We start from the raw sequence: 22,881 nt of genomic DNA, 5'->3' as shown, positions 1-22,881 counted from the left end.
TGACTCGGCTCTCTCTCAGTCGTCTTCGTTGTCGCCGAAGTCCGGGCGGACGTCCCGGGCGGCCATGATCTCGTCGTTCGAGGTGCCGGCGGCGACCATCGGCCACACCATCGCGTCCTCGTGGACGATGAAGTCGATCACGACGGGGCGGTCGTTGATCGAGTTCGCCTCTTCGATGACCTTGTCGAGGTCGGCCGGGGACTCGCAGCGAATCGCGTGGCAGCCCATGGCCTCCGACAGCTTCACGAAGTCGGGGACGCGGGTGCCCGCGCTCGGCTCCTTGCCGGTCGCCTCGGGGCCCGAGTGCAGCACGGTGTTGGAGTAGCGCTGGTTGTAGAACAGGGTCTGCCACTGGCGGACCATCCCGAGGGCACCGTTGTTGATGATGGCGACCTTGATCGGGATGTTGTTCAGGGCGCAGGTGGTGAGCTCCTGATTGGTCATCTGGAAGCAGCCGTCGCCGTCGATCGCCCAGACCGTACGGTCCGGCTGACCGGCCTTGGCGCCCATCGCGGCCGGGACCGCGTAGCCCATCGTTCCGGCGCCGCCGGAGTTCAGCCAGGTCGCGGGCTTCTCGTACTGGATGAAGTGCGCGGCCCACATCTGGTGCTGGCCGACGCCCGCGGCGAAGATCGTGCCCTCCGGCGCGAGCTGTCCGACGCGCTCGATGACCTGCTGCGGCGAGAGCGAGCCGTTGTCGGGCTGGTCGTAGCCGAGCGGGTACGTCTCGCGCCAGCGGTTCAGGTCGTTCCACCAGGCGGTGTAGTCGCCGGCGTGACCCTCGCTGTGCTCCTTCTGCACGGCCTGGATCAGGTCGGCGATGACCTCGCGGGCGTCACCGACGATCGGCACGTCGGCGGCGCGGTTCTTGCCGATCTCCGCCGGGTCGATGTCGGCGTGCACGATCTTGGCGTACGGGGCGAAGCTGTCCAGCTTGCCGGTGACGCGGTCGTCGAAGCGGGCTCCGAGGGCGACGATCAGGTCGGCCTTCTGCAGCGCGGTGACGGCGGTGACCGCACCGTGCATGCCCGGCATTCCCACGTGCAGCGGGTGGCTGTCGGGGAATGCGCCGAGCGCCATCAGGGTGGTGGTGACGGGCGCTCCGGTGAGTTCGGCGAGGACCTTCAGCTCGGCGGTGGCGTTCGCCTTGAGGACGCCGCCGCCGACGTACAGGACGGGCCGCTTGGCCTGGGTGATCAGCTTGGCGGCCTCGCGGATCTGCTTGGCGTGCGGCTTGGTCACCGGGCGGTAGCCGGGCAGGTCCTGGGTGGGCGGCCACTGGAAGGTGGTCTGTGCCTGGAGGGCGTCCTTGGCGATGTCGACGAGGACGGGGCCGGGGCGGCCGGTGGAGGCGATGTGGAAGGCCTCCGCGATCGTCCGCGGGATGTCCTCGGCCTTGGTCACCAGGAAGTTGTGCTTGGTGATCGGCATGGTGATGCCGACGATGTCTGCCTCCTGGAAGGCGTCCGTGCCGATCGCCTTCGACGCGACCTGCCCGGTGATCGCCACGAGCGGCACCGAGTCCATGTGCGCGTCGGCGATCGGCGTGACCAGGTTGGTCGCGCCGGGGCCGCTGGTGGCCATGCAGACGCCGACCTTGCCGGTGGCCTGCGCGTAACCGGTGGCCGCGTGGCCCGCGCCCTGCTCATGACGGACGAGCACGTGCCGCACGCGCTTCGAGTCCATCAGCGGGTCGTAGGCCGGGAGGATCGCGCCGCCGGGAATGCCGAATACCGTCTCGGCCCCGACCTCCTCGAGAGAACGGATGAGGGACTGCGCACCCGTGACGTGCTCGGGCGCGGACTGCTGTCCTCCGGAACGGGGCCGCGGCTGCGGATGGTGGGCCCCGGTGGCCTGCTCGGTCATCGGCATTCTCTTCTCGATGCTGAGGGTTTTTGCGAGTTTTGTGCGGTGTACGACGGGTGCCTGTGCAACAAAAAACCCCTCGTGCCGTGAGGCAAGCGAGGGGAGCGCGCCGGGTGCGGTCGCTGGGTGTTCCGGGTCGGTCCGGTGGTCACCAGCTTCAGCCGACGCGCTTTCCAAGTACGAGAATTCGGGTGCGCATGGCATTGACCCTCTCCCCGGCACGCAGTCACTGTCAAGTAGGTGGGACGGGAGTCTCATTATGTGAACGAAGGGCTGTTCCGCCCCCGAAAACAGCGGGCACACCACTCGTATACACCCCTGCGCCGCCGCCCGCGAACGCCGGCTCCACCGGTTCGTGCGGCACCGGATAGTGGCCGGAAGACAGCGCTCGGCGCAGCCGGTACTCGTCGAGCGGTCCCGAGAAGGCCATGCCCTGTCCATGCGTGCAGCCCATCGCGCGCAAGGCGATGACCTGCTCCGGAAGGTCCACCCCGTCGGCCATGGACTGCAGCCCCAGGTCGGTGGCGATCCGCAGCAGTCCGCTGGTGATCTTGTGCAGCCGGGCGGACTCCACGACACCCTCGACGAGACTTCTGTCGAGCTTGAGTACGTCGATGGGGAGCCTTCTGAGTGCCGTGATCGCGGCGTAGCCGCTGCCGAAGCCGTCCAGGGCGACCCGGACGCCGAGCCGCCTGAGCGCGTTCAGCCTGCGCTCCAGCTCGTCCAGGGAGACCCGGGGGTCGGTGTCGGACAGCTCGACGATCAGGGCGCCGGAGGCGAGGCCGTGCCGGGTCAGCAGGGCTTCCACGGAGCCGAGCGGCAGCGAGCGGTCCAGCAGCCGCCGGGCGTTCATCCGGACGGCGACGGGCACCGCGACGCCCGCGGCGGCGCGCTGGGCGGCCTGCTCGACGGCTTCCTCGAGCATCCAGCGGCCCAGCTCGGCGGTCTTGTCGCTGTCCTCGGCGACGCGCAGGAACTCGGCGGGCGTGAAGAGCACCCCTTGGGAGGAGCGCCAGCGCGCCTGCGCGGTGACCGATGTGATCCGGCCGTTTTCCAGCGACACCACCGGCTGGTGCAGCAGAGCGAACTCGCCGCCCTGAAGAGCCGAGCGCAGCCGGGTGGCCAGCTCCGCTTTGCGTACGACGTCCTGCTGCATCTGGGGCGCGTACAACTCGACGCGTCCCTTGCCGGCCGCCTTGGCGCGGTACATGGCGAGGTCGGCGTTGCGCTGCAGCTCGCCGGCGCCCAGGCCCGGTTCGGCGAAGGCCACACCAATGGACGCGGCCACCCGGACATCGTTGCCGTCGATGGCGTAGGGCTGCGAGAGCCTGACCCTGAGCCGGTCGGCGAGCTCCAGGATGTGGTGTTCGCGCGCGGCACGGTCGCGGGTGCCGTCGCCGACGATCAGGGCCGCGAACTCGTCGCCGCCCAGGCGGGCGGCGGTGTCGCCCTGCCGTACCGAGTCCTGGAGTCTGCGGGCGGCCTGGACGAGGAGCTCGTCGCCGGCCTGGTGCCCGATCGTGTCGTTGACGGCCTTGAAGCCGTCGAGGTCGATGAAGAGGACGGCGGTGCCGCGGTCGGAGGAGCGGCGGCCGGACAGCGCCTGCTGGACGCGCCGGGTGAACAGCGCGCGATTGGGCAGGTCGGTGAGCGGGTCGTGCTCGGCGTTGTGCTGCAGCTGGGCCTGCAGACGCACCCGCTCGGTCACGTCACGGCTGTTGAAGATCAGGCCGCCCTGGTGCCGGTTGACGGTGGACTCCACATTGAGCCAGCCGCCGTCGCCGGACCGGAAACGGCACTCGATGCGGGTGGTGGGTTCCTCGATGTGGCTGGCCGCCAAGAAACGTCGTACTTCGTGAACTACACAGCCAAGGTCTTCGGGGTGGATGAGCGAGGCGAGCTCGGAGCCGACGAGTTCGTCGGCGTCGCGTCCGTAGACCCCGGCGGCGGCCGGACTGACGTACCGCAGGATCCCATTGGGTGCGGCGATCATGATGACGTCGCTGGAGCCCTGCACCAGGGAGCGGAAGTGGTTCTCCTTCTGGGCCAGCTCGTGGGTGAGGGTGATGTTGTCGAGCAGCATGATGCCCTGGCGCACGACGAGGGCGAGTACGACCAGACCGGCGGTGATGAGCACCACCCGGTCCACATTGCGACCGTTGAGGACGTTGTAGAGGATCCCCAGCGTGCAGACGGCGGCGGCCAGATAGGGCGTGAGGGCCGCCAGTGATCCGGCGATCGGGCGCGTGCCCGGGTACCGGCTGTGGCCACCTTCCTGGAGGAGCACGTGCATGTGTCCTCCCTGCTGTCCTTCGGGCCGTTTCGCCTGCTGTCCGTGCTGCTCTTCTTGGCCGTGTTGTCCGTGCCGGCCCCGATGCCCTTCTTGGCGCTGTCCCGGGATGTGTTCGTGCACCACGCGCGCGTGCCCGTCGTCATCCGGCCGGCCATGTCGGCTGCCGACCCAGGGGGCGTACGCGAGGAGCAGCGAGCCGGCGAACCAGCCCGCGTCGAGGAGTTGACCCGAGTGGTAGCTGTTGTGCAGGAGAGGTGAGGTGAACAGGGCGTCGCACATCACGGTCAGGGCGAGTGCCCCGATCGCCGTGTTCACCGCCGATCTGTTCACCGACGAGCGCCGCAGGTGCAGCGCGAGCACCATGCTGATCAGCGCGATGTCCAGCAGCGGGTACGCCAGCGACAGCGCGGTGTGCGCGACGCTCGGTCCGTCGAACTTCGCGGCCTGGGCGAGCGCGAGGCTCCAGGACAGCGTGAGCAGCGAGCCGCCGATCAGCCAGGCGTCCAGCGCGAGGCACACCCAACCCGCCTTGGTGACGGGCCTCTTGGCGAGCACGAGCAGTCCTACGATGGCGGGCGGCGCGAAGCACAGGAAGAACAGGTCGGCATAGCTCGGGCTGGGCACTGGGCGGCTGAGGACGACCTCGTACCACCCCCAGACCAGATTGCCGAGCGAAGCCATGGCGGAGGAGAGCGCGAACAGCAGCCACGCGGGTCGAAAGCGGCTGCGTCGGCTGCGGGCGTGGAGGAAGCAGGAGACCGCCGCGGTGCCCGCCGCGGCACTCAGCCCGAAGTCGCCCATGACCAGAGCGAGGCTCCCGGAGCCCCAGCCGAGCGCGGAACCGACGGCGTATCCCGCGCACACCAGGGCCAGTACGAGTTGCGGGAGCAGGCCCGTCCCGCTGCCGAAGACCGGCCGGCGGGCCAGCAGCGCCCCTGGGGAGCTCACCGGGCCCACCCGGTCCGCACCCCGGGGTCCCGCTGGTCCCCGTGCGCTGGGTGCGCATGCCTCCGACGGCCGCTGTGCCCGCGGGGGTGATGGCCGCCAGGGCCACCATGGCCGCGTCTGCGCGTGGCCGCGCGCCAGGGTCGTCGGCGGCCCCGCCGCGTCGGATCGTTGGTCCATAGGCCGTGCATCGCCCGTCGCCCCCCTCGCAGTCTCACATGTCCATCCCCGGCGCCGAACGGTACGCGGCGCAGCCCCTGTCGGGACGATACACCAGTCTCGTCACTCAGGGACATAGTTCCTCTACGCTCCGTGACGACCAGGGAGGATGTCAGCACTGCCCGCATTCGGGGAACTGCGGAGGGTGCTCGAAGCGGACGCGGAGCGAACGGGACGTGTCCTAAGCGCCAGTGGTAAGGACCACGTTCCGCAGCGGCTCCTGGTTCACGAAACGGTTCAACTGGTCCACCAGGAGCCGCTTGGCGCGCGGCAGAAACGCCGAGGTGGGCCCGCCGACATGGGGGCTGATGAGCACGCCGGGCGCGTGCCACAAGGGGTGTCCCTGGGGCAGCGGCTCGGGATCGGTGACGTCGAGGGCCGCGGTGATGCGTCCGTTCTCCAGCTCGGCGAGGAGCGCCTTGGTGTCGACGACAGGGCCGCGGGCCACGTTCACGAGCAGCGCGCCGTCCTTCATCCGGGACAGAAAATCGGCGTTCACCAGGCCACGCGTGCTGTCCGTGAGGGGTGTCGACAGCACCACGATGTCGGCTTCGGGAAGCAGAGAACGCAGTTGTGTGAGCGGATGCACCGGACCGCGCGCCGTGGTGCGCTCGGAGCGCGCGACGCGCGCCACCCGCGCTACCTCGAAGGGCACGAGCCGGTCCTCGATGGCGGACCCGATCGCCCCGTACCCGACGATCAGTACGGATTTGTCGGCCAGCGCGGGATAGAAGCCCGAGCGCCACTCCTCCTTGTCCTGGCCTCGTACGAAGCCGGGGATGCCGCGCAGCGAGGCGAGGATCAGGGCGAGGGTGAGCTCGGCGGTGCTCGCCTCGTGCACACCTTGGGCGTTGCACAACTGCACACCCGGGTGCAGGAACTTGAGGCTCGGCAGGACATGATCGACGCCGGCGGAGAGCGTCTGCACGGCCTGGACCGACGTCATTTCGGCCAACGGCCGCTGCGCGACGCCGGGCGGCTTCATATAGGGCACCGCATAGAACGCGCAGTCGGCCGGATCCGCGGGAAACTCCTGGTCGCCGTCCCAGAAGCGGTAGTCGACGCCCTCGGGGAGCCCGTCGATCTCTTCGGCGTGAAACGGAAGCCACACATCGGAAGTCATGGTCAGGAGGCTATGCCAGGCACGGGGAGGCGCAGAGGTTAGGTTGGGGTGCCAGCAAGGGGAGGATCAGGGCCAGGTGGAGCGCAGGACGATCGGGGCGGCGGCGCTCGAAGTGGGGGCGGTCGGGCTCGGATGCATGCCGATGAGCTGGGCGTACACCGGTTCACGGCAGCGCGGTGAGGAGTCGCTCCGCGCGGTGCACAAGGCGCTCGACCGGGGTTCGACGCTGCTCGACACGGCCGACATGTACGGGCCCTTCACCAATGAGCTCCTGGTGGGGCGGGTGCTGAAGGAACGGCGCCCCGAGGCCTTCGTGTCGACCAAGGTCGGCCTGCTGGTCGGCGAGCAGCACATCGTGGCCAATGGCCGCCCCGGCTATGTGAAGCGGGCGTGCGACGCGTCGCTGCGGCGCCTGCAGACGGATGTGATCGACCTCTATCAGCTGCACCGCGCGGACCCGGAGGTTCCGGTCGAGGAGACCTGGGGCGCGATGGCCGAACTCGTGTCGGCCGGAAAGGTGCGCTCGCTCGGGCTGTGCGCGGTGGGTGCCCGCTCCGCCCGCCGCTCGGGGGCGCGGCTGCACGACGGAACGATCCGGCAGCTGGAGCGGGTGCAGCAGGTCTTCCCGGTGAGCGCCGTGGAGGCCGAGCTGTCGGTGTGGTCGACGGAGGCGCTGGACGCGCTGCTGCCGTGGTGCGCGGCGCGCGGGGTCGGCTTCCTGGCCGCGATGCCGCTCGGCAACGGATTCCTGACCGGCACGCTGACGCCCGGCGAGGGCTTCGAGCCCGACGACCTGCGCGCCCGCCACCCCCGCTTCACCGCGGAGATGATGGCCGCGAACCAGCCCATCGTCGCCGGGCTGCGGCGCATCGGCCGGCGACACGGGGACGCGGTCACCCCTGCCCAGGTGGCGCTGGCGTGGGTCCTGGCGCAGGGGCCGCACGTGGTCCCTGTGCCGGGGGCGAAGCGGGAGCGCTGGGTCGCGGAGAACGCGGAGGCGGCCGGGCTGCGGCTGACGGCGGAGGATCTCGCGGAGGTGGCGGGGCTGCCGGCGGCGCAGGGATCCTGGGACTGAGGAGAGTCCTGGGGCTGGGGGCGATGCGCGGATCGCTTCTCCGTGATCGGGAACCCGTGGAACGCGAGCGGTGTATGAACAGTAGGACCGCCGCGTCGAAGGGACCTTGATGGTGCAACGTCGAGCAGTGACAGCCGTGTTGGCCGCGGCCGCGCTTCTGGTGACGGCCGGCTGTTCCTCCGACAGCGGGGGGAAGTCGGACGACGGGAGCATCTTCCCGAGCATCGGGAGTACGAAGCCGGGGGCGTCGCCCTCGAAGGAGGCTGCCGAGGAGACACCGCCCGCCAAGGGCTCGGTGAAGGTCGTGCGCACCGTCACTGAGAACCTCAAGACCCCCTGGGGCCTCGCACCGCTGCCCGAGGGCGGCCTGCTGGTGTCCTCGCGGGACGAGGGGACGATCACCCGGGTCGACGAGAAGACCGGCAAGCAGACGGAGCTGGGCCAGGTGCCGGGGGTGGCCCCCGCCGGAGAGGGCGGCCTCCTGGGCATCGCGCTCTCCCCCGACTACGCCTCCGACCACATGGTCTACGCCTACTTCACGACGGCCTCGGACAACCGCATCGTCCGCATGCTGTACGACGAGAAGAAGCCGGCCGGCGAGCAGCTGGGCGCGCCGGACACGATCTTCAAGGGCATCCCCAAGGGAATGATCCACAACGGCGGACGGATCGCGTTCGGCCCGGACAAGATGCTGTACGCGGGCGCGGGCGAAACGGGTGACCGGGGGCTGGCCCAGGACAAGAAGGCGCTGGGCGGCAAGATCCTGCGGATGACTCCGGACGGCGATCCCGCGCCGGGCAATCCGTTCGGCGACTCGGTCGTCTACTCGTACGGGCATCGCAATGTCCAGGGCCTCGCCTGGGACGACAAACAGCGCTTGTGGGCCTCCGAGTTCGGCCAGGACACCTGGGACGAGCTCAACCAGATCAAGCCGGGCGACAACTACGGCTGGCCGGTGGTCGAGGGCAAGAGCGACAACCTCAAGTACCACAACCCGATCGCCCAGTGGCCCACCGACGACGCCTCCCCCAGCGGCATCGCCTACGCAGAGGGCTCCATATGGATGGCGGGCCTGCGCGGCGAACGCCTGTGGCGCATCCCGCTGAACGGCACGAAGGCCTCCGCGGCCCCCGAGGCCTTCCTCAAGGGCACGTACGGCCGCCTCCGCACGGTCGTCTCGGCGAGCGGCGACAAACTCTGGCTGACGACGAGCGAGACGGACGGGCGCGGGAGCCCCGGGAAGGGGGACGACCGGATTCTGGAGCTGGAGGTGAAGTAGACCCGCCCGGCGCCCCTCAGTTCTCGTCGGGCTCCGGCCAGCCTGGCTCCGACCCATGAGGCTCCGGCCTGCCTGGCTTCGGCCCATCGGGCTTCGGCCCATCGGACTCAGGCGTGGTGGGCAGCCTTACGACCACCTTGCCCGAGGACAGGTCTATCGGGCCGCGGCCCGGGTCGCCGTCGTTCACGTCCACGCGGGTCAGTTCCAGGCGTTTGCGTTCGTCGTTGGTGTGCTTGCGGCCTGGTGCGAAGAGCTCCTCGAACATGTTGAACACGGCGCCTCCCTCGGCCCGAATCCCATACAGCGTAAGCCTCAACCCGCCGCCTGGGCAGCGGGGGTCTCCGGTGGGAACAGCCGCAGCCGATGGGCCAGCGCTGCCGCCTCCCCCCGTCCTGAGACGTCCAGCTTGGCCAGAATGTTCGAGACGTGGACGCTGGCCGTCTTCGGGGAGATGAAGAGTTCCTCGGCGATCTGGCGGTTGCTGCGGCCGGCGGCGACCAGGCGGAGGACATCGCGCTCGCGGCTGGTGAGGCCGAGTGCCGCCGCCGGGTCGACGGGGGTGAGGGCGGAGGGTTCGGGTGCGTGGGCCAGGGTGAGGCGGGCGCGCTGGGCGAGCAGTGCGACGGCGTCGGCGAGGGGGCGCGCGCCGAGGTGGTCGGCAGCCGCTCGGGCCAGCCGAAGGAGTTCCGTAGCGCGGGCCCGGTCGTCGTCGTCCGTACCCGAGGTCAGCAGGGCCTCGGCGAGGCGGTGGCGGACGCGGGCGAGGTCGTAGGGACGCTCCAGGGGTTCGAAGGCGGTGACCACCTCGGACCAGCCGTGCGGAGTGGTCACGCCCTCGGCGCGCCGGAGTTCGGCGCGCACCCATGCCTCGTACGCGCGCCAGATGGGCGCGCCCGTGGCCAGGGATTTCACGGCCTGACGGATGCGCTCCACGGTCTCGGCGCGGCCCGGTTCGGCGGCGGGCAGTCCGCGGGCGTCCGCTTCGGCGCCGGCGGCGGCGAGCAGCAGGGGCCAGCCGTAGCGCTGGGTGCCGGGTGGGAAGCCCGTGTCCAGGGTCTGCTCCAGTGCGGCGCGCGCGTCGAGGAGACGGCCCTCGGCGGCGGCGATGCCGATCGCGGTGCGCACCAGCGGCAGGGAGTGCTGCGGCGTGGGGTCGTGGGTGCCGAAGTGGTCGCGGGCGGCGGCCAGTTGGCGTCCGGCCTCGGGGAGGTCGCCGCGGGCGAGGGCGAGCCGTGCCAGGCGGGAGGCGCCGAGGCCGGACGCCTTGCCGCTGAGTCCGATGCGCAGCGTGTTCCGCGCGGCCTCCAGGGCCTCGTCCCACTGGCCGAGCGCGTAGAGCGACTCCGAGAGGTTGCCCCAGACCCAGGCCTGAGTGTCCAACAGGCCGTTCTTCCGGGCGAGTTCGACGCCCTCGCGCAGGACCGGGACGGCCTCGCGGGAGCGGCCGACCGACTCCAGATGGGACGGCAGGTTGATATGCAGCCGGCCCACGACGAGGGAGGCGCCGTACCGGTTCACCCGCTCCTTGACCTCGTACATCTCCGCGAGTCCCGCCTCGACGTCGCCCGCGTCGACCATGAGCCCGCCGAGCGTGAGCCGGGCGTTCAGCTCGATGTCCCGGGCGCCCACCATGCGCGCGTACTCCACGGCGCGCTCGGCGGCGGAGAGGGCGCCGGGGCCCGGTTCGTGCAGCATGCACCAGGCGGCGACGTTGGACAGGACGTCGGCGTGCACCTCCGACGGCGGCAGGCCGCGCACCAGGGCCTGGGCGGTGGCGAGCTCCTTCCAGCCGTCCCCGCGGCCTTGCGACTGGACCAGCCGGGAGCGCTGGCACCAGAACCAGGCGGCGCGCAGCGGGTCGCCCTCGTCCTCCAGGAGGTGCAGGGCGCGCTTGGTGATCTTCAGGGCGCGCTCGCGCTCCCCGCAGAGCCGGCCCGCGACGGCCGCCTCGGCCATCAGGTCTAGATAGCGCAGGGGTGTGGTCTCCGGGTCGCAGCCGCAGGGGGGATAGACCTCCACATAGTCGACGGGGCGCAGTTCGGCCCGTACGGCGTCGGGGGCGACGTCCCACAGCTCCATCGCCCGCTCCAGGAGCCGCAGTTGCTCGGAGTGGGCGTGCCGGCGGCGGGCCTCGACGGAGGCGTCGAGGACGGCGGGGAGGGCCTTGGCGGCGTCATGGGCGTGGTACCAGTAGCTGGCCAGGCGGGTGACGCGCTCGTCGGCCGGTACGAGCGTCGGGTCGGCCTCCAGGGCCTCGGCGTAACGGCGGTTGAAGCGGGAGCGCTCGCCGGGCAGCAGATCGTCGCTGACGGCCTCGCGGACGAGGGAGTGGCGGAAGCGGTAGCCGTCGCCACCGGGCGAGGCGAGCAGGATGTTGGCGCCGACGGCGGCCCGCAGCGCCTCGATGAGGTCGTCCTCGGCGAGCCGGGCCACGGCGGCCAGCAGCGGGTATTCGACGGTGGAGCCGCCCTCGGCGACGATCCGGGCGACACGCTGGGCGCTCTCCGGCAGCCCTTCGACGCGGACGAGGAGCAGGTCCCGCAGGGAGTCCGTGAGTCCCGTACGACAGCCCTCGTGGGCGGCGACGGCGAGTTCCTCGACGAAGAAGGCGTTGCCGTCGGAGCGGGCGAAGATCTCGTCGACCTGGGCCGGGTCGGGTTCGTGGGCGAGGATTCCGGCGATCTGGCGGCCGACCTCGGCGCGGCTGAAGCGGCCGAGTTCGATGCGGCGGACCGTGCGGAGGCGGTCGAGCTCGGCGAGGAGGGGGCGCAGCGGGTGGCGGCGGTGGATGTCGTCGGCGCGGTAGGTGGCGACGACGACCAGGCGGCCGGTGCGCAGCGTGCGGAAGAGGTAGGCGAGCAGGTGGCGAGTGGAGGCGTCGGCCCAGTGCAGGTCTTCGAGGGCGACGACGACCGTGCGGTCCGCGGCGACGCGCTCCAGGAGCCGGGCGGTGAGTTCGAAGAGGCGGGCCATGCCCTCCTCGTCGTAGCGCCGCCCCCGGGTGGTCTCGCCCAGCTCGGGCAGCAGCCGGGCCAGCTCCTCCTCCTGTCCGGCGGCCGCGGTGGCGAGCTCGTCCGGAAGGTGGCGGCGCAGAGTGCGCAGGGCGGTGGAGAAGGGGGCGAACGGCAGCCCGTCGGCGCCGATTTCGACACAGCCGCCGTACGCGACGACGGCACCCTCGCGACCGGCCGCGGCGGCGAACTCCTCAAGGAGGCGGGTCTTTCCGACCCCGGCCTCGCCACCCAGCAGCAACGCCTGCGGCTCGCCCGCGGCAGCGCGGGCGAGCGCATCGTTCAACACCCCCAATTCGTCGGCTCGTCCGACGAACACCGGGCTGACGGACCTGGTCTCCACAGGCCCGAGCATCGCACAGGGGTCCGACAGTGCGGCACTGGTTATCCGCAGGGCGACGGTTGCTCCGGGCGGCACCGGCCCGGGACGACGACCGACCCCCGTACGGCCGTCCTCCCGTGCCCCGCCGCTCATGCGGCGCGGGCGAACCGATGCCGGCGGGGGCGGGGGCTATGCGACTGCCCCTCCGTGTCGTTCTGCCCGGACTCGCGCGCCGCGGCGCGGCGGGCGGCACGGCGGCCGCGGAGGGCCTCCTGTGCCAGGCGGTGGTTCTGGGCTTCGCGGATCAGCTCTGCGGATCGGATCTGCTGGAGCTCGTACTCGAACATCTCGTACCCCTCGTGGAGAGTCGGTTTCGGTCTCGCTTGTTGGCGATGCCTCAACCTTCGTCTCCCAGGGGGGTGCGCCACATCGGGAGAGTTCCGCATCTTGCGCACGCGAAGGGCCTTAGGGCGGCCCTAAGTCACTCAGGCCGGCCCTAAGGCCCCTCAGAGGTACGGAGATTCAGCTGGTGGAGGGCAGTCCGAGCAGGATGTCGGAGTACTTGGCGACCGCGAGCACCAGGCCGATGACGCCGAGCGAGACACCCGCCCAGGCGACCGACTTGATCCAGGCGGCCTGCGGCTTGCCGGGGGCCCCGAAGGCGGGCCGGACCAGGACGACGACGCCGACGATCAGCGCGGCCAGGGCGAAGAGGCCGCCCACCACCGCGGTGGTCGCCCAGGCGTCGCCGTAGACCTCCTTGACCTGCTTGGCGACGCTCGCGCTCGACGAGGTCTGCAGCTGGCCGACGAGCGTCTCGCGCGCGGCGGCCACGGTGGCGACCCAACTGCCGGTGAGCGACACGACGCCGAGCCCGGCGGAGACGACGGCGGCGGCACCCTGGCCGACTCCGGTGGCTCCTTGCTCGGCCTCGGGGGCGTCGTCGCCGTCCCCGAGGACATCCTCGGTCTCGGTCTCTGCGGCCGCGTCTGCCTTGGTGACGTCCAGCTTGGTGGCGGCCGTCGTCTCCTCGTCGCTCTTCGCCTCGGTGCCGGTCTCGACCCCGGCCTCGTCAACTGTCTTGGTTCCCATGCCCCGCACCGTACGGACGCTCTCTGAGAAGTCCCTTAATGATCGTTGTGAGCGCCACGCGCGCGTGCCGCCCGCCACTCCGGGGCGAGGACGGACCACACCTCGAGGTCGTGCCGTACGCCCCGGTACGGGTGGGCCTCCCGCCGCACCCCGTCCCGGGTCATGCCAAGGCGCCGTGCCACGTTCAGGCTCGGCTCGTTCCCCGAGGCGGCGATCCACTCGATCCGGTGGATGCCGCGCTGCTCGACGGCGAAGTCGATGAGCACCCGCATCGCGCGGCTGATCAGCCCGCGCCCAGTGCCGGCGGGTTCCAGCCAGCACCCGACCTCGCAGTTGCCGTTCTCCGCGTCGAAGTTCAGGAAGAGCACCCCGCCGACGAGCTTCCCCTCCAGCCACAGGCCGTGCAGGGACCCGGTGTCGGCGGCGCGCATGTCGGCGTACCTCTGGAGCTGTTCCCGCGCGGACGGCACGTCCGTGGTCTTCGACCCGAAGGGGATGAACTGCTGGATGAACTCCCTCCCCCGGTCCAGATGCGCGAGGAACTCCTCGGCGTGCCACGGCTCCAGGGGGCGCAGTTCGGCTCCGTCGTCACCCAGAGATATCGCGTACATCCCGCTGCCGCTCCTTCGCCAGTACGTCCGCCACCTCGGCGTCCGTTGCCTCGGCCAGCCTCTCATGGGCGGCGCGGCGCTCGGGCGGCTCGATGCTGATGCGGGGCAGCCGCTTGTCGAGCCCGCGGGGCAGCCACCAGTTGGCGCCGCCGAGCAGGTGCATGAGGGCCGGCACCAGGAGCGTTCGCAGGACGAAGGCGTCGAGGGCGACGGCGGAGGCGAGGGCGATGCCGAACATCGCGATGACCCGGTCGCCGCTGAGCACGAAGGCGAGGAAGACCGAGATCATGATGACGGCGGCGGAGTTGATCACGCGGCTGGTCTCGGCGAGGCCGACCCGGACGGCGCGCCGGTTGTCGCCGGTCTCCAGCCACTCCTCGTACATCCGGCTGACCAGGAAGACCTGGTAGTCCATGGACAGTCCGAAGAGCACCGACACCATGATCACGGGCAGGAAGGGCTCGATGGGGCCGGCGCGGCCGAGGCCGAGCAGTTCGCTGCCCCAGCCCCACTGGAAGATCGTGACGACGACTCCGAAGGCGGCGGCGACGGCGGCGACGTTCATCACGGCGGCCTTGAGGGGGATGCCGATCGAGCGGAAGGCGAGCAGGAGGAGAACGCAGCCGAGGCCGATCACGACGCCCACGAAGAGGGGGAGTTTGCCGACGATGACGTCCGCGAAGTCGTCGTAACCGGCCGTCACACCACCGACGTGCACATCGAGCGCGGTGTCCGCCTCGGCGCGCGGCAGGACGTCGGTGCGCAGCCTGTCGACGAGGTCGCTGGTCTTCTGGGACTGCGGCGCGGAGTCCGGGACGACGGTGAGGTAGGCGGTGTCACTCCCGGTGTTGTACGCCACTGAGGTCGCCGACGCGACGCCCTTGGTCGCCCGGAGCGTGGCGTCCAGGTTGTCGAGCGCGAGCTTGTCCTCGGCACCGCCCACCCTCGTGACGAGGGTGAGGGGCCCGTTCACACCCGGTCCGAAGCCTCCCCCAGTCTCGGCTGCGCTCGACCGGGAGGTGCCCCCAGCGATCAGGTCGTACGCCTGTCGTGTGGTCGCCGTCCTCGGGTCGTTGCCCTGGTCCGAGGTGCCCAGGTGGAGCGAGAGCGTGGGCAGGGCGAGCAGCGCCATGACGACGACGGCGACGGCGCCGAGCAGCTTGGGGTGCCGCTCCACGAAGGCGGACCAGCGGGCGGCGAACCCGGTGGGAATCTCCGGCTCGGGCCCGTGCTCGTACAGCCTGCGCCGCTCGCGGCGGCTCAACGCGCGTGGACCGATGAAGGAGAGCAGCGCGGGCAGCAGCGTCACGGAGGCCGCGACGGTGAGGACGACGGTCAACGAGGCGGCGATCGCAACGCCGTTGAGGAAGCCGAGCCGCAGGATGAGCATGCCGAGCAGGGCGATGCAGACGGTGGCGCCCGCGAAGACGACCGCCCGGCCCGTGGTGGCGACGGCGTTCCGCGCGGCCTCGGGCACCGGGATCCCGCGTTTCAGCCCGCGCCGGTGCCGGGTCACGATGAACAGCGCGTAGTCGATGCCGACGCCGAGCCCGATCAGCATGCCGAGCATGGGGGCGAAGTCGGCGACGGTCATGGCGTGCCCGAGGAGCACGATTCCGGCGTACGCGGTGCCGACGCCGACCAGGGCGGTGGCGATGGGCAGCAGGGAGGCGGCGAGCGAGCCGAAGGCGAGGAAGAGGACCACGGCGGCGACGATCACACCGACGATCTCGGCGAGGTGCCCGCCCGACGACTCGGTGAGTCCGATGGCGCTGCCGCCCAACTCCACCTGGAGCCCCTTGGTCTCGGCGGCCTTCGCGGTGTCCACGACGGCCTGTGCCTCGCCCTTGTCGATGTGCTCGGCCTGGTCGTCGAAGGTGACGGTGGCGTAGGCCGTGTGTCCGTCGGCGCTGATCCGGCCCGCGCCCCGGCCCTCGTACGGGCTGACGACGGAGGCCACGCCGGGCAGGGTCGAGATCTCGTCCAGGGCCCGGGTCATGGTCTGTTCGACGTCCGAGGAGCGCACGGTGCCCGAAGTGGTGTGCCAGACAACGGTGTCGCTGTCGCCGCCGAGGCCCGGGAAGCCGTCGCGCAGGAGCTGGGTGGCGCGGCCCGATTCGGTGCCGGGTGCTTCGTAGTCGTTCGAGTACGCGGAGCCCGTGACGGCAGCGGCGGCGGTGACACCGCCGAAGGCGAGAAGCCAGAGCAGTACGGCAACGAGGCGGTGCTGGACACACCAACGCGCGAGGGCTGCCACGGACGAGCTCCCTGGGTGATTTGTGGATCTTTACCGGGAACTGCCCGCAAAGAACGCATGACTTATGCGCCATCACTCTTTCAGCCGGAAGTGATCGTTTGCCTCATTCGTGGGTCTCCCCACGCGAGTGCGAGCCAACTCACAGGACATTCCCGTGAACTCTGTCGTCCCGCGAGGCGTCGCTCAGTCGAACTGGTCGCCCACCGCCATGACCATCACCCCCGCGACCATGAGCCACAGGGCCCGTCTGGTGCGCCCCCGGGCTCCGAGCACGGACGCGACAGCGCAGAGGGCGGCGCCCGAGGCGTAGGACACGGGTATGAGCGCGGTCGCGGAACCGGTGGAGCGCAGCGCCGACGCCGCCAGTCCGGCGACGGTCAGCAGCGTTCCGGTTCCGACCGCCGTCCAGCGGGCCCGCCGCGCCTCCCGCGCCGGGTCCTCGAAGTCGGGCGTATCGGAGTCACTGCTTCCACTCATGGCGCGCGAGCGTAGCGCCTCCGGCTGAGAACGCCGACATGCCTGGGGGGATGCATCGGTTCCGATGCATCCCCCCAGGGCGTGAGAAAACGCGGACCTCAGCCCTCGCTGACGCCCAGCTTCTCCAGGATCAGCTCCTTGACGCGGGCCGCGTCGGCCTGGCCGCGGGTGGCCTTCATGACCGCGCCGACGAGGGCGCCGGCGGCCTGGACCTTACCGCCGCGGATCTTGTCGGCGATGCCCGGGTTCCCGACGATGGCCTCGTCGACAGCCGCGGTGAGCGCACCCTCGTCCGAGACGACCTTCAGACCGCGCTTCTCGACGACCTCGTCCGGGGTGCCCTCGCCGGCGAGGACGCCCTCGATGACCTGGCGGGCGAGCTTGTCGTTCAGGTCTCCGGAGGAGACGAGCTCGGCCACCCGGGCGACCTGCGCCGGGGTGATCGGCAGGTCCTCCAGGGCCTTGCCCGACTCGTTGGCGCTGCGGGCCAGTTCGCCCATCCACCACTTGCGGGCGGAGGCCGCGTCGGCACCGGCCTCGATGGTGGCGACGATCGGGTCGATGGCACCTGCGTTGAGGATCGACTGCATGTCGTGCGCCGAGACACCCCACTGCTCACGGAGGCGGTTGCGACGCGCGAGCGGCTGCTCGGGCAGGCCCGCGCGCAGCTCCTCGACCCACTCGCGGGAGGGGGCCACCGGCACCAGGTCCGGCTCCGGGAAGTAGCGGTAGTCCTCCGCCTCCTCCTTCACGCGGCCCGAGGTCGTGGACCCGCTGTCCTCGTGGAAGTGGCGGGTCTCCTGGATGATCGTGCCGCCGGAGCTCAGCACCGCGGCGTGGCGCATGATCTCGAAGCGGGCGGCACGCTCCACGGAGCGCAGGGAGTTGACGTTCTTCGTCTCGGAGCGCGTGCCGAACTTCTCGGCGCCCTTGGGCATCAGCGAGAGGTTCACGTCGCAGCGCATCTGCCCCATCTCCATGCGGGCTTCCGACACGCCGAGCGCCTTGATGAGCTCGCGCAGCTCGGCGACGTACGCCCTGGCGACCTCGGGAGCGCGCTCGCCCGCACCGACGATCGGCTTGGTGACGATCTCGATGAGCGGGATGCCCGCGCGGTTGTAGTCGAGCAGCGAGTGCTGGGCGCCGTGGATGCGGCCGGTGGCACCGCCGACGTGCGTCGACTTGCCGGTGTCCTCCTCCATGTGGGCGCGCTCGATCTCCACGCGGAAGACCTCGCCGTCCTCCAGCTGGACGTCCAGATAGCCGTTGAAGGCGATCGGCTCGTCGTACTGGGAGGTCTGGAAGTTCTTCGGCATGTCCGGATAGAAGTAGTTCTTCCGGGCGAAGCGGCACCATTCGGCGATCTCGCAGTGCAGCGCGAGGCCGATCTTGATGGCGGACTCGACGCCGGTCGCGTTGACGACCGGGAGCGAGCCGGGCATGCCGAGACAGGTCGGGCAGGTCTGCGAGTTGGGCTCGGCACCCAGCGCGGTCGAACACCCGCAGAACATCTTGGTCCTGGTGCCGAGTTCGACGTGGACCTCGAGGCCCATGACGGGGTCGTACGACGCCAGCGCGTCCTCGTACGACACCAGGTCGGTCGTGGTGGTCACGGTGAAAACTTCCCTCTCAGCCCAGCAGGACGTCGTCGTCGCCCAGGCGCTTGAGCTCCCGGTAGAGGATGGCGAGGCCGGTGACGATGGCGGCGGCGGACACGGCCGCGTCGATCAGGCGCAGCGTGTCGTGTTCGAGGCGGGCCTTCTTGGCCTGCTTGACGACGCTGACGGCACCGAACGCGGTGGTCGCGATGGACAGGTACGTACCGGACTTGGACTTCTTGAAGCCCTTGGCCTTGGACAGCGCCTTACTCACAGCGACGGAGCCTCCTCGAGCAGCGGGTGCCCCCACTTTTCCACGAAGGCGGCCTCGACGGCGGCGCCGACCTTGTAAAGACGGTCGTCCTTCAACGCCGGGGCGATGATCTGCAGACCGACCGGGAGGTTGTCCTCCGGGGCGAGACCGCAGGGCAGGGACATGGCGGAGTTGCCGGCCAGGTTGGTCGGGATGGTGCACAGGTCCGCGAGGTACATCGCCATCGGGTCGTCGGCGCGCTCGCCGATCGGGAAGGCGGTGGTGGGCGTGGTCGGGGAGACGATCACATCCACCTGCTCGAACGACTTCTCGAAGTCGCGCGTGATGAGCGTACGGACCTTCTGCGCGGAGCCGTAGTACGCGTCGTAGTACCCGGAGCTGAGGGCGTACGTGCCGAGCATGATGCGGCGCTTGACCTCGGGTCCGAAGCCGGCCTCGCGGGTGAGGGCGGTGACGTCCTCGGCGGAGCGGGTGCCGTCGTCGCCGGTACGCAGGCCGTAGCGCAGGCCGTCGAAGCGGGCGAGGTTGCTCGAACACTCGGACGGGGCGATCAGGTAGTACGCCGACAGCGCCAGGTCGAAGGACGGGCAGTCCAGCTCGACGATCTCGGCGCCCAGCTCCTTGAGTACGGCGACGGCCTCGTCGAAGCGCTGCACGACACCGGCCTGGTAGCCCTCGCCGCGGAACTGCTTGACGACGCCGACGCGCATGCCCGCCACGCTGCCGTTGCGGGCGGCCTCGACGACCGGCGGGACCGGAGCGTCGATGGAGGTCGAGTCGAGCGGGTCGTGCCCGGCGATGACCTCGTGCAGGAGGGCGGCGTCGAGGACCGTACGGGCGCAGGGGCCGCCCTGGTCGAGGGAGGACGAGAACGCCACCATGCCGTAGCGGGAGACGGCGCCGTACGTCGGCTTGACGCCGACCGTGCCGGTGACGGCCGCGGGCTGGCGGATGGAGCCGCCCGTGTCGGTGCCGATCGCGAGGGGCGACTGGAAGGAGGCGAGGGCGGCGGAGGAGCCACCGCCGGAGCCGCCCGGGATGCGGGTGAGGTCCCAGGGGTTGCCGGTCGGCCCGAAGGCGCTGTTCTCCGTCGACGACCCCATGGCGAACTCGTCCATGTTGGTCTTGCCGAGGATGACGACGTCGGCGGCCTTCAGCCTCTTGGTGAGGGTCGCGTCGTACGGCGGGATCCAGCCCTCGAGGATCTTCGATCCGACGGTGGTCGGGATCCCCTCGGTGGTGAAGATGTCCTTGAGCGCGAGCGGCACACCGGCCAGCGGACCGAGCTTCTCACCGCGCTCCCGCTTCTCGTCGACGGCGCGGGCCTGCGCGAGGGCGCCCTCGCGGTCGACGTGCAGGAAGGCGTGCACCTTCTCGTCGACGGCCTCGATACGGGCCAGGTGGGCCTCGGTGACCTCGACGGCGGTGAGCTCGCCGGACGCGATCCTGGCAGCGATCTCCGCTGCCGTCAGCTTGATGATGTCCGTCATGTGATTAGTCCTCCCCCAGGATCTGCGGCACCTTGAAACGCTGCTGCTCCTGGGCCGGGGCGCCGGAAAGCGCCTGCTCGGGGGTGAGCGACGGACGGACCTCGTCCGCGCGCATGACGTTCGTCAGCGGCAGCGGATGAGAGGTCGGCGGTACGTCTTGGTCGGCGACCTCGCTGACGCGGGCGACCGCGCCGATGATGTCGTCGAGCTGGCCTGCGAAGTGGTCGAGCTCTTCGCCCTTCAGCTCCAGACGCGCCAGCCGTGCGAGGTGGGCGACCTCCTCGCGCGTGATGCCAGGCATGCAGCGATCCTCTGGGGTGAGAGTGTGTGGTTTGGACCCAATCCTATGGGGCCGGTACGGATGCCCGCGCACGGGTTTCGTCCGGGGCGTCTCGCGCCCGCGCACCGCCCGTGACGGTCACCCGACAAGTGGAGGTCTCCCGCAGGCGTTTCTCGCCGTCGGCGGCCGTCCGTCCGTGCGCCCGACGGCACCCGACCGTCCAGAACCTGTCGCACGATGTCACAGCACCGCGCCCCTGTCGGGCGCTGTAGACCTGCCCACTTACGGCAGCCGCCAATGGCGAGCAAGCTCCACAGGAGAGCCCCACTTGTCGGGTGACAGCCTCGGGCGGTGCGCGGGCGGGAGAACCAACCCCCACGCACCCGCACCCGACAACGAACCGTAGGACCTACTCGGCGGCCGGCAAGGCCGCTCGGGGCCGCTGCCAGCCCCGCGACCCGCGGGCGCGCAGCCAGGCCGTGGTCTCCTCGGGGGGCATCGCGGCGGCGACCAGCCAGCCCTGGACGGCGTCGCAGCCCAGGTCCCGGAGACGCTCCCACGTCTCGTCGTCCTCGACACCCTCCGCGACGACCAGCAGACCCAGCGAATGCGCGAGATCCACGGTGCAGCGCACGATCTCCGCGTCCTCCGTGTCCACGGCGAGCCGTGCGACGAACGACCGGTCGATCTTCAGCTCGCTGACCGGCAGCCGGCGCAGATGAACGAGCGAGGAGTACCCCGTACCGAAGTCGTCCAGCGACATCTTCACGCCGTGCCCGGTCAGCCCGGCCAGGGTGTCAGCGGCCCGCTGCGGGTCCTCCAGGAGGACGTGCTCCGTTATCTCCAGCTGCAACGCCCCCGCCGGGACTCCGTGCCGGGCGAGCCGCGCGGCGACCGCGCCGGCGAAGCCGGGGGTGTGCACATCGCGCGGCGAGACGTTCACCGCGACCGGCACGTGCAGGCCCTGCGCCCGCCAGCGCGCGACCTGTCCGAGCGCTGTCTCCAGCACGTACTCGGTGAGGTGCGGCATCAGCCCGGACGACTCGGCGATGGCGATGAACTCGTCCGGCGGTACCTTCCCGCGCTCGGGATGCACCCAGCGGACCAGTGCTTCCAGCCCGGCCACCTGTCCGTCGAAGCGGACCTTCGGCTGGTAGTGCAGTTCGACGTCACCGGCGTCGAGGGCCCGGCGCAGGTCACCGAGCAGCCCGAGCCGGTCCGGGGTGTTCGAATCCCGCTTGGACTCGTACACCTCCACCCCCGTACGGTCCCGCTTCGCCTGATACATCGCCACGTCCGCCCGCCTCAACAGCCCCTCCGCGTCGAGCGCGTGGTCCGGGAAGACGGCGAGCCCGGCGCTGGCCTCCAGGACGAGGGTGAGCCCGTCGAGGTCGAGCGGCGAGCCCAGCGCGGCGACGAGATTGCGGGCGACGCGCGTGGCCGACGTCGTGGAGTCGGCGACCGGCAGTAACACGGCGAACTCGTCGCCGCCGAGCCGCGCGGCCTCCGCCCCGCGCGGCAGCGCCAGCCGCAGCCGGTCGGCTATCTGAAGGAGCAACCGGTCCCCGGCGAGATGCCCCAACGTGTCATTCACCGACCGAAAACGGTCGAGGTCTATCAGCATCAGCGCGGAACGCGCACCGATGCGCTCGGCATCATCCAGGGCCGTCCAGGTGCGTTCGAGCAGCCACTGCCGGTTGGGCAGCCCGGTCAGCGGGTCGCGCAGCTGCTCCTCGGCCCGGGCGCGGGCGATCCACAGCGTGGAGTCGAGGGCGATCAGGGGGATCGAGAAGAGCGGCAGCAGGATCGGCTGCGCGATGGCGACCACACAGATCAGCGGCGCGATGCCGAGCAGCGCGACCGCGACGAGGCCCTGTCTGACCAGGGCCGTACGGGCGACGGTGGGCAGACCGCCGGTACGCGGCGCGTGCAGGTACCAGAGCAGGGCGCGGGTGACCGCGAGATACGCGGTCGCGACGAGCGCCACCTCGGGGGCGGCGTAGAGGGTCCAGGTCTCCGGGTTCCAGGGCGTCTCGACGGTCGGGAATCGGCCGAACAGGGCGAGGACCAGCGCTCCTGCGCCGATGCCGAGGATGTCGACCGCGCCGTGCAGCACGCCTTGGCGCCAGCGGTTGCGGCGCGCTATGCCGACCAGTACGACGACGGTCAGGCTGACCATTCCGGCGGGCACCCAGCCGTACAGCAGCAGGACCGCGAGCGTGAGCGCCGCACCGGAGCCGGTGCCGCCCCACCAGCGGGCCCGGCCGAGGGCGACGAGATGGCCGACGATGACGCCCGTCAGCACGGCCAGCGACCAGCCGACGGTGCCGGACGGGAAGAGCGCGTGGTCACCGCTGAACGCCCGGTAGAAGCCGGCGCCGAGGACGAACCCGGCCGCCGCGACGACCGCCGCGGGCAGCGCGGGCCAGGAGACGTGCCGTTCGGGATCGTGGCCGGGCAGTCCGGTGGCGCCGGTGGCGCGCTCGGCGGTCAGCCTGCCCACGCCGGGGGCCGTGGCAGTGGTGAGTGGCTCGGAGCCTTGGCCGCTCGTGCCGGGACGCTCCGAAGACCGCCCCGTCCGGAGGCCGGCCATCCACGCGCCGGTCATCCGGCGCAGGCGCAGCCGTGAGTTGGGGGCGGCGCTCTCGGTCGGTTCCATTCCCGTCCCT

Annotated in this window: 17 protein-coding genes; 2 read left to right on the top strand and 15 right to left on the bottom strand. The window is 70.9% G+C overall.

Annotated elements, in window-relative coordinates; genetic code table 11:
* Nucleotides 1–15: 15 nt before the first annotated feature.
* The 3 genes from ACFY0T_RS26535 to ACFY0T_RS26525 all read right to left on the bottom strand — a co-directional run bounded on the left by ACFY0T_RS26535 (nucleotide 16) and on the right by ACFY0T_RS26525 (nucleotide 6,446).
* Nucleotides 16–1,872 carry an acetolactate synthase large subunit gene (locus ACFY0T_RS26535; protein ID WP_388875333.1) on the bottom strand — a complete coding sequence of 619 codons (1,857 nt, stop codon included), beginning with the start codon at nucleotides 1,870–1,872 and terminating at the stop codon, nucleotides 16–18.
* A 226-nt stretch (nucleotides 1,873–2,098) separates the two neighbouring features.
* Nucleotides 2,099–5,107 (bottom strand): putative bifunctional diguanylate cyclase/phosphodiesterase, encoded by a 3,009-nt coding sequence (locus ACFY0T_RS26530; RefSeq protein ID WP_388875330.1) that lies wholly within the window; start codon nucleotides 5,105–5,107, stop codon nucleotides 2,099–2,101.
* Nucleotides 5,108–5,504: 397 nt separating this feature from the next.
* Nucleotides 5,505–6,446 carry a 2-hydroxyacid dehydrogenase gene (locus ACFY0T_RS26525; RefSeq protein WP_388875327.1) on the bottom strand — a complete coding sequence of 314 codons (942 nt, stop codon included), beginning with the start codon at nucleotides 6,444–6,446 and terminating at the stop codon, nucleotides 5,505–5,507.
* A gap of 76 nt (nucleotides 6,447–6,522) precedes the next feature.
* Between ACFY0T_RS26525 and ACFY0T_RS26520 the strand changes: the two genes are divergently transcribed.
* Nucleotides 6,523–7,521, top strand: a complete 999-nt coding sequence (locus tag ACFY0T_RS26520) for an aldo/keto reductase (protein ID WP_388875324.1) — start codon at nucleotides 6,523–6,525, stop codon at nucleotides 7,519–7,521.
* Nucleotides 7,522–7,630: 109 nt separating this feature from the next.
* A complete protein-coding gene (locus tag ACFY0T_RS26515) occupies nucleotides 7,631–8,800 on the top strand; it encodes a PQQ-dependent sugar dehydrogenase (RefSeq protein WP_388875322.1) in 1,170 nt (389 codons plus the stop codon).
* Between the two features lie 16 nt (nucleotides 8,801–8,816).
* Here ACFY0T_RS26515 and ACFY0T_RS26510 read toward each other — a convergent pair whose 3' ends face one another.
* The 12 genes from ACFY0T_RS26510 to ACFY0T_RS26455 all read right to left on the bottom strand — a co-directional run bounded on the left by ACFY0T_RS26510 (nucleotide 8,817) and on the right by ACFY0T_RS26455 (nucleotide 22,871).
* Complete coding sequence (locus tag ACFY0T_RS26510) at nucleotides 8,817–9,065, bottom strand: DUF6191 domain-containing protein (RefSeq protein ID WP_388875962.1); 249 nt, start codon at nucleotides 9,063–9,065, stop codon at nucleotides 8,817–8,819.
* Between the two features lie 47 nt (nucleotides 9,066–9,112).
* Entirely contained in the window at nucleotides 9,113–12,286 is a 3,174-nt protein-coding gene (locus tag ACFY0T_RS26505; RefSeq protein ID WP_388875319.1) for an AAA family ATPase, read from the bottom strand.
* Nucleotides 12,283–12,480 (bottom strand): hypothetical protein, encoded by a 198-nt coding sequence (locus ACFY0T_RS26500; protein ID WP_388875316.1) that lies wholly within the window; start codon nucleotides 12,478–12,480, stop codon nucleotides 12,283–12,285. Before ACFY0T_RS26500 ends, ACFY0T_RS26505 begins: the two co-directional genes overlap by 4 nt.
* Nucleotides 12,481–12,655: 175 nt before the next feature.
* The gene (locus ACFY0T_RS26495; RefSeq protein ID WP_388875313.1) at nucleotides 12,656–13,225 is read right to left on the bottom strand and encodes a hypothetical protein; all 570 of its coding nucleotides are present in this window, start codon (nucleotides 13,223–13,225) and stop codon (nucleotides 12,656–12,658) included.
* A gap of 35 nt (nucleotides 13,226–13,260) precedes the next feature.
* Complete coding sequence (locus tag ACFY0T_RS26490; protein ID WP_388875309.1) at nucleotides 13,261–13,836, bottom strand: GNAT family N-acetyltransferase; 576 nt, start codon at nucleotides 13,834–13,836, stop codon at nucleotides 13,261–13,263.
* Entirely contained in the window at nucleotides 13,814–16,093 is a 2,280-nt protein-coding gene (locus ACFY0T_RS26485; protein ID WP_388875306.1) for an MMPL family transporter, read from the bottom strand. Before ACFY0T_RS26485 ends, ACFY0T_RS26490 begins: the two co-directional genes overlap by 23 nt.
* Nucleotides 16,094–16,276: 183 nt before the next feature.
* Nucleotides 16,277–16,570 (bottom strand): hypothetical protein, encoded by a 294-nt coding sequence (locus tag ACFY0T_RS26480; protein WP_388875303.1) that lies wholly within the window; start codon nucleotides 16,568–16,570, stop codon nucleotides 16,277–16,279.
* A 98-nt stretch (nucleotides 16,571–16,668) separates the two neighbouring features.
* Nucleotides 16,669–18,183 (bottom strand): Asp-tRNA(Asn)/Glu-tRNA(Gln) amidotransferase subunit GatB, encoded by a 1,515-nt coding sequence (gene gatB, locus ACFY0T_RS26475; RefSeq protein WP_388875301.1) that lies wholly within the window; start codon nucleotides 18,181–18,183, stop codon nucleotides 16,669–16,671.
* 16 nt (nucleotides 18,184–18,199) lie between these two features.
* Nucleotides 18,200–18,442, bottom strand: coding sequence for a hypothetical protein (locus ACFY0T_RS26470; RefSeq protein WP_388875298.1), 243 nt, complete (start codon nucleotides 18,440–18,442; stop codon nucleotides 18,200–18,202).
* Nucleotides 18,439–19,932 (bottom strand): Asp-tRNA(Asn)/Glu-tRNA(Gln) amidotransferase subunit GatA, encoded by a 1,494-nt coding sequence (gatA, locus tag ACFY0T_RS26465; protein WP_388875295.1) that lies wholly within the window; start codon nucleotides 19,930–19,932, stop codon nucleotides 18,439–18,441. Before gatA ends, ACFY0T_RS26470 begins: the two co-directional genes overlap by 4 nt.
* A gap of 4 nt (nucleotides 19,933–19,936) precedes the next feature.
* Nucleotides 19,937–20,233, bottom strand: a complete 297-nt coding sequence (gene gatC, locus ACFY0T_RS26460; protein WP_015036350.1) for an Asp-tRNA(Asn)/Glu-tRNA(Gln) amidotransferase subunit GatC — start codon at nucleotides 20,231–20,233, stop codon at nucleotides 19,937–19,939.
* A 388-nt stretch (nucleotides 20,234–20,621) separates the two neighbouring features.
* Nucleotides 20,622–22,871 carry a putative bifunctional diguanylate cyclase/phosphodiesterase gene (locus ACFY0T_RS26455; RefSeq protein WP_388875292.1) on the bottom strand — a complete coding sequence of 750 codons (2,250 nt, stop codon included), beginning with the start codon at nucleotides 22,869–22,871 and terminating at the stop codon, nucleotides 20,622–20,624.
* Nucleotides 22,872–22,881: the final 10 nt, after the last annotated feature.

The sequence above is a fragment of the Streptomyces sp. NPDC001530 genome (genome assembly GCF_042894545.1).
Taxonomy (GTDB): Bacteria; Actinomycetota; Actinomycetes; order Streptomycetales; family Streptomycetaceae; genus Streptomyces.
Note: the sequence above shows the minus strand (reverse complement) of the source record. Positions and strands in the feature narration are given on the sequence as shown.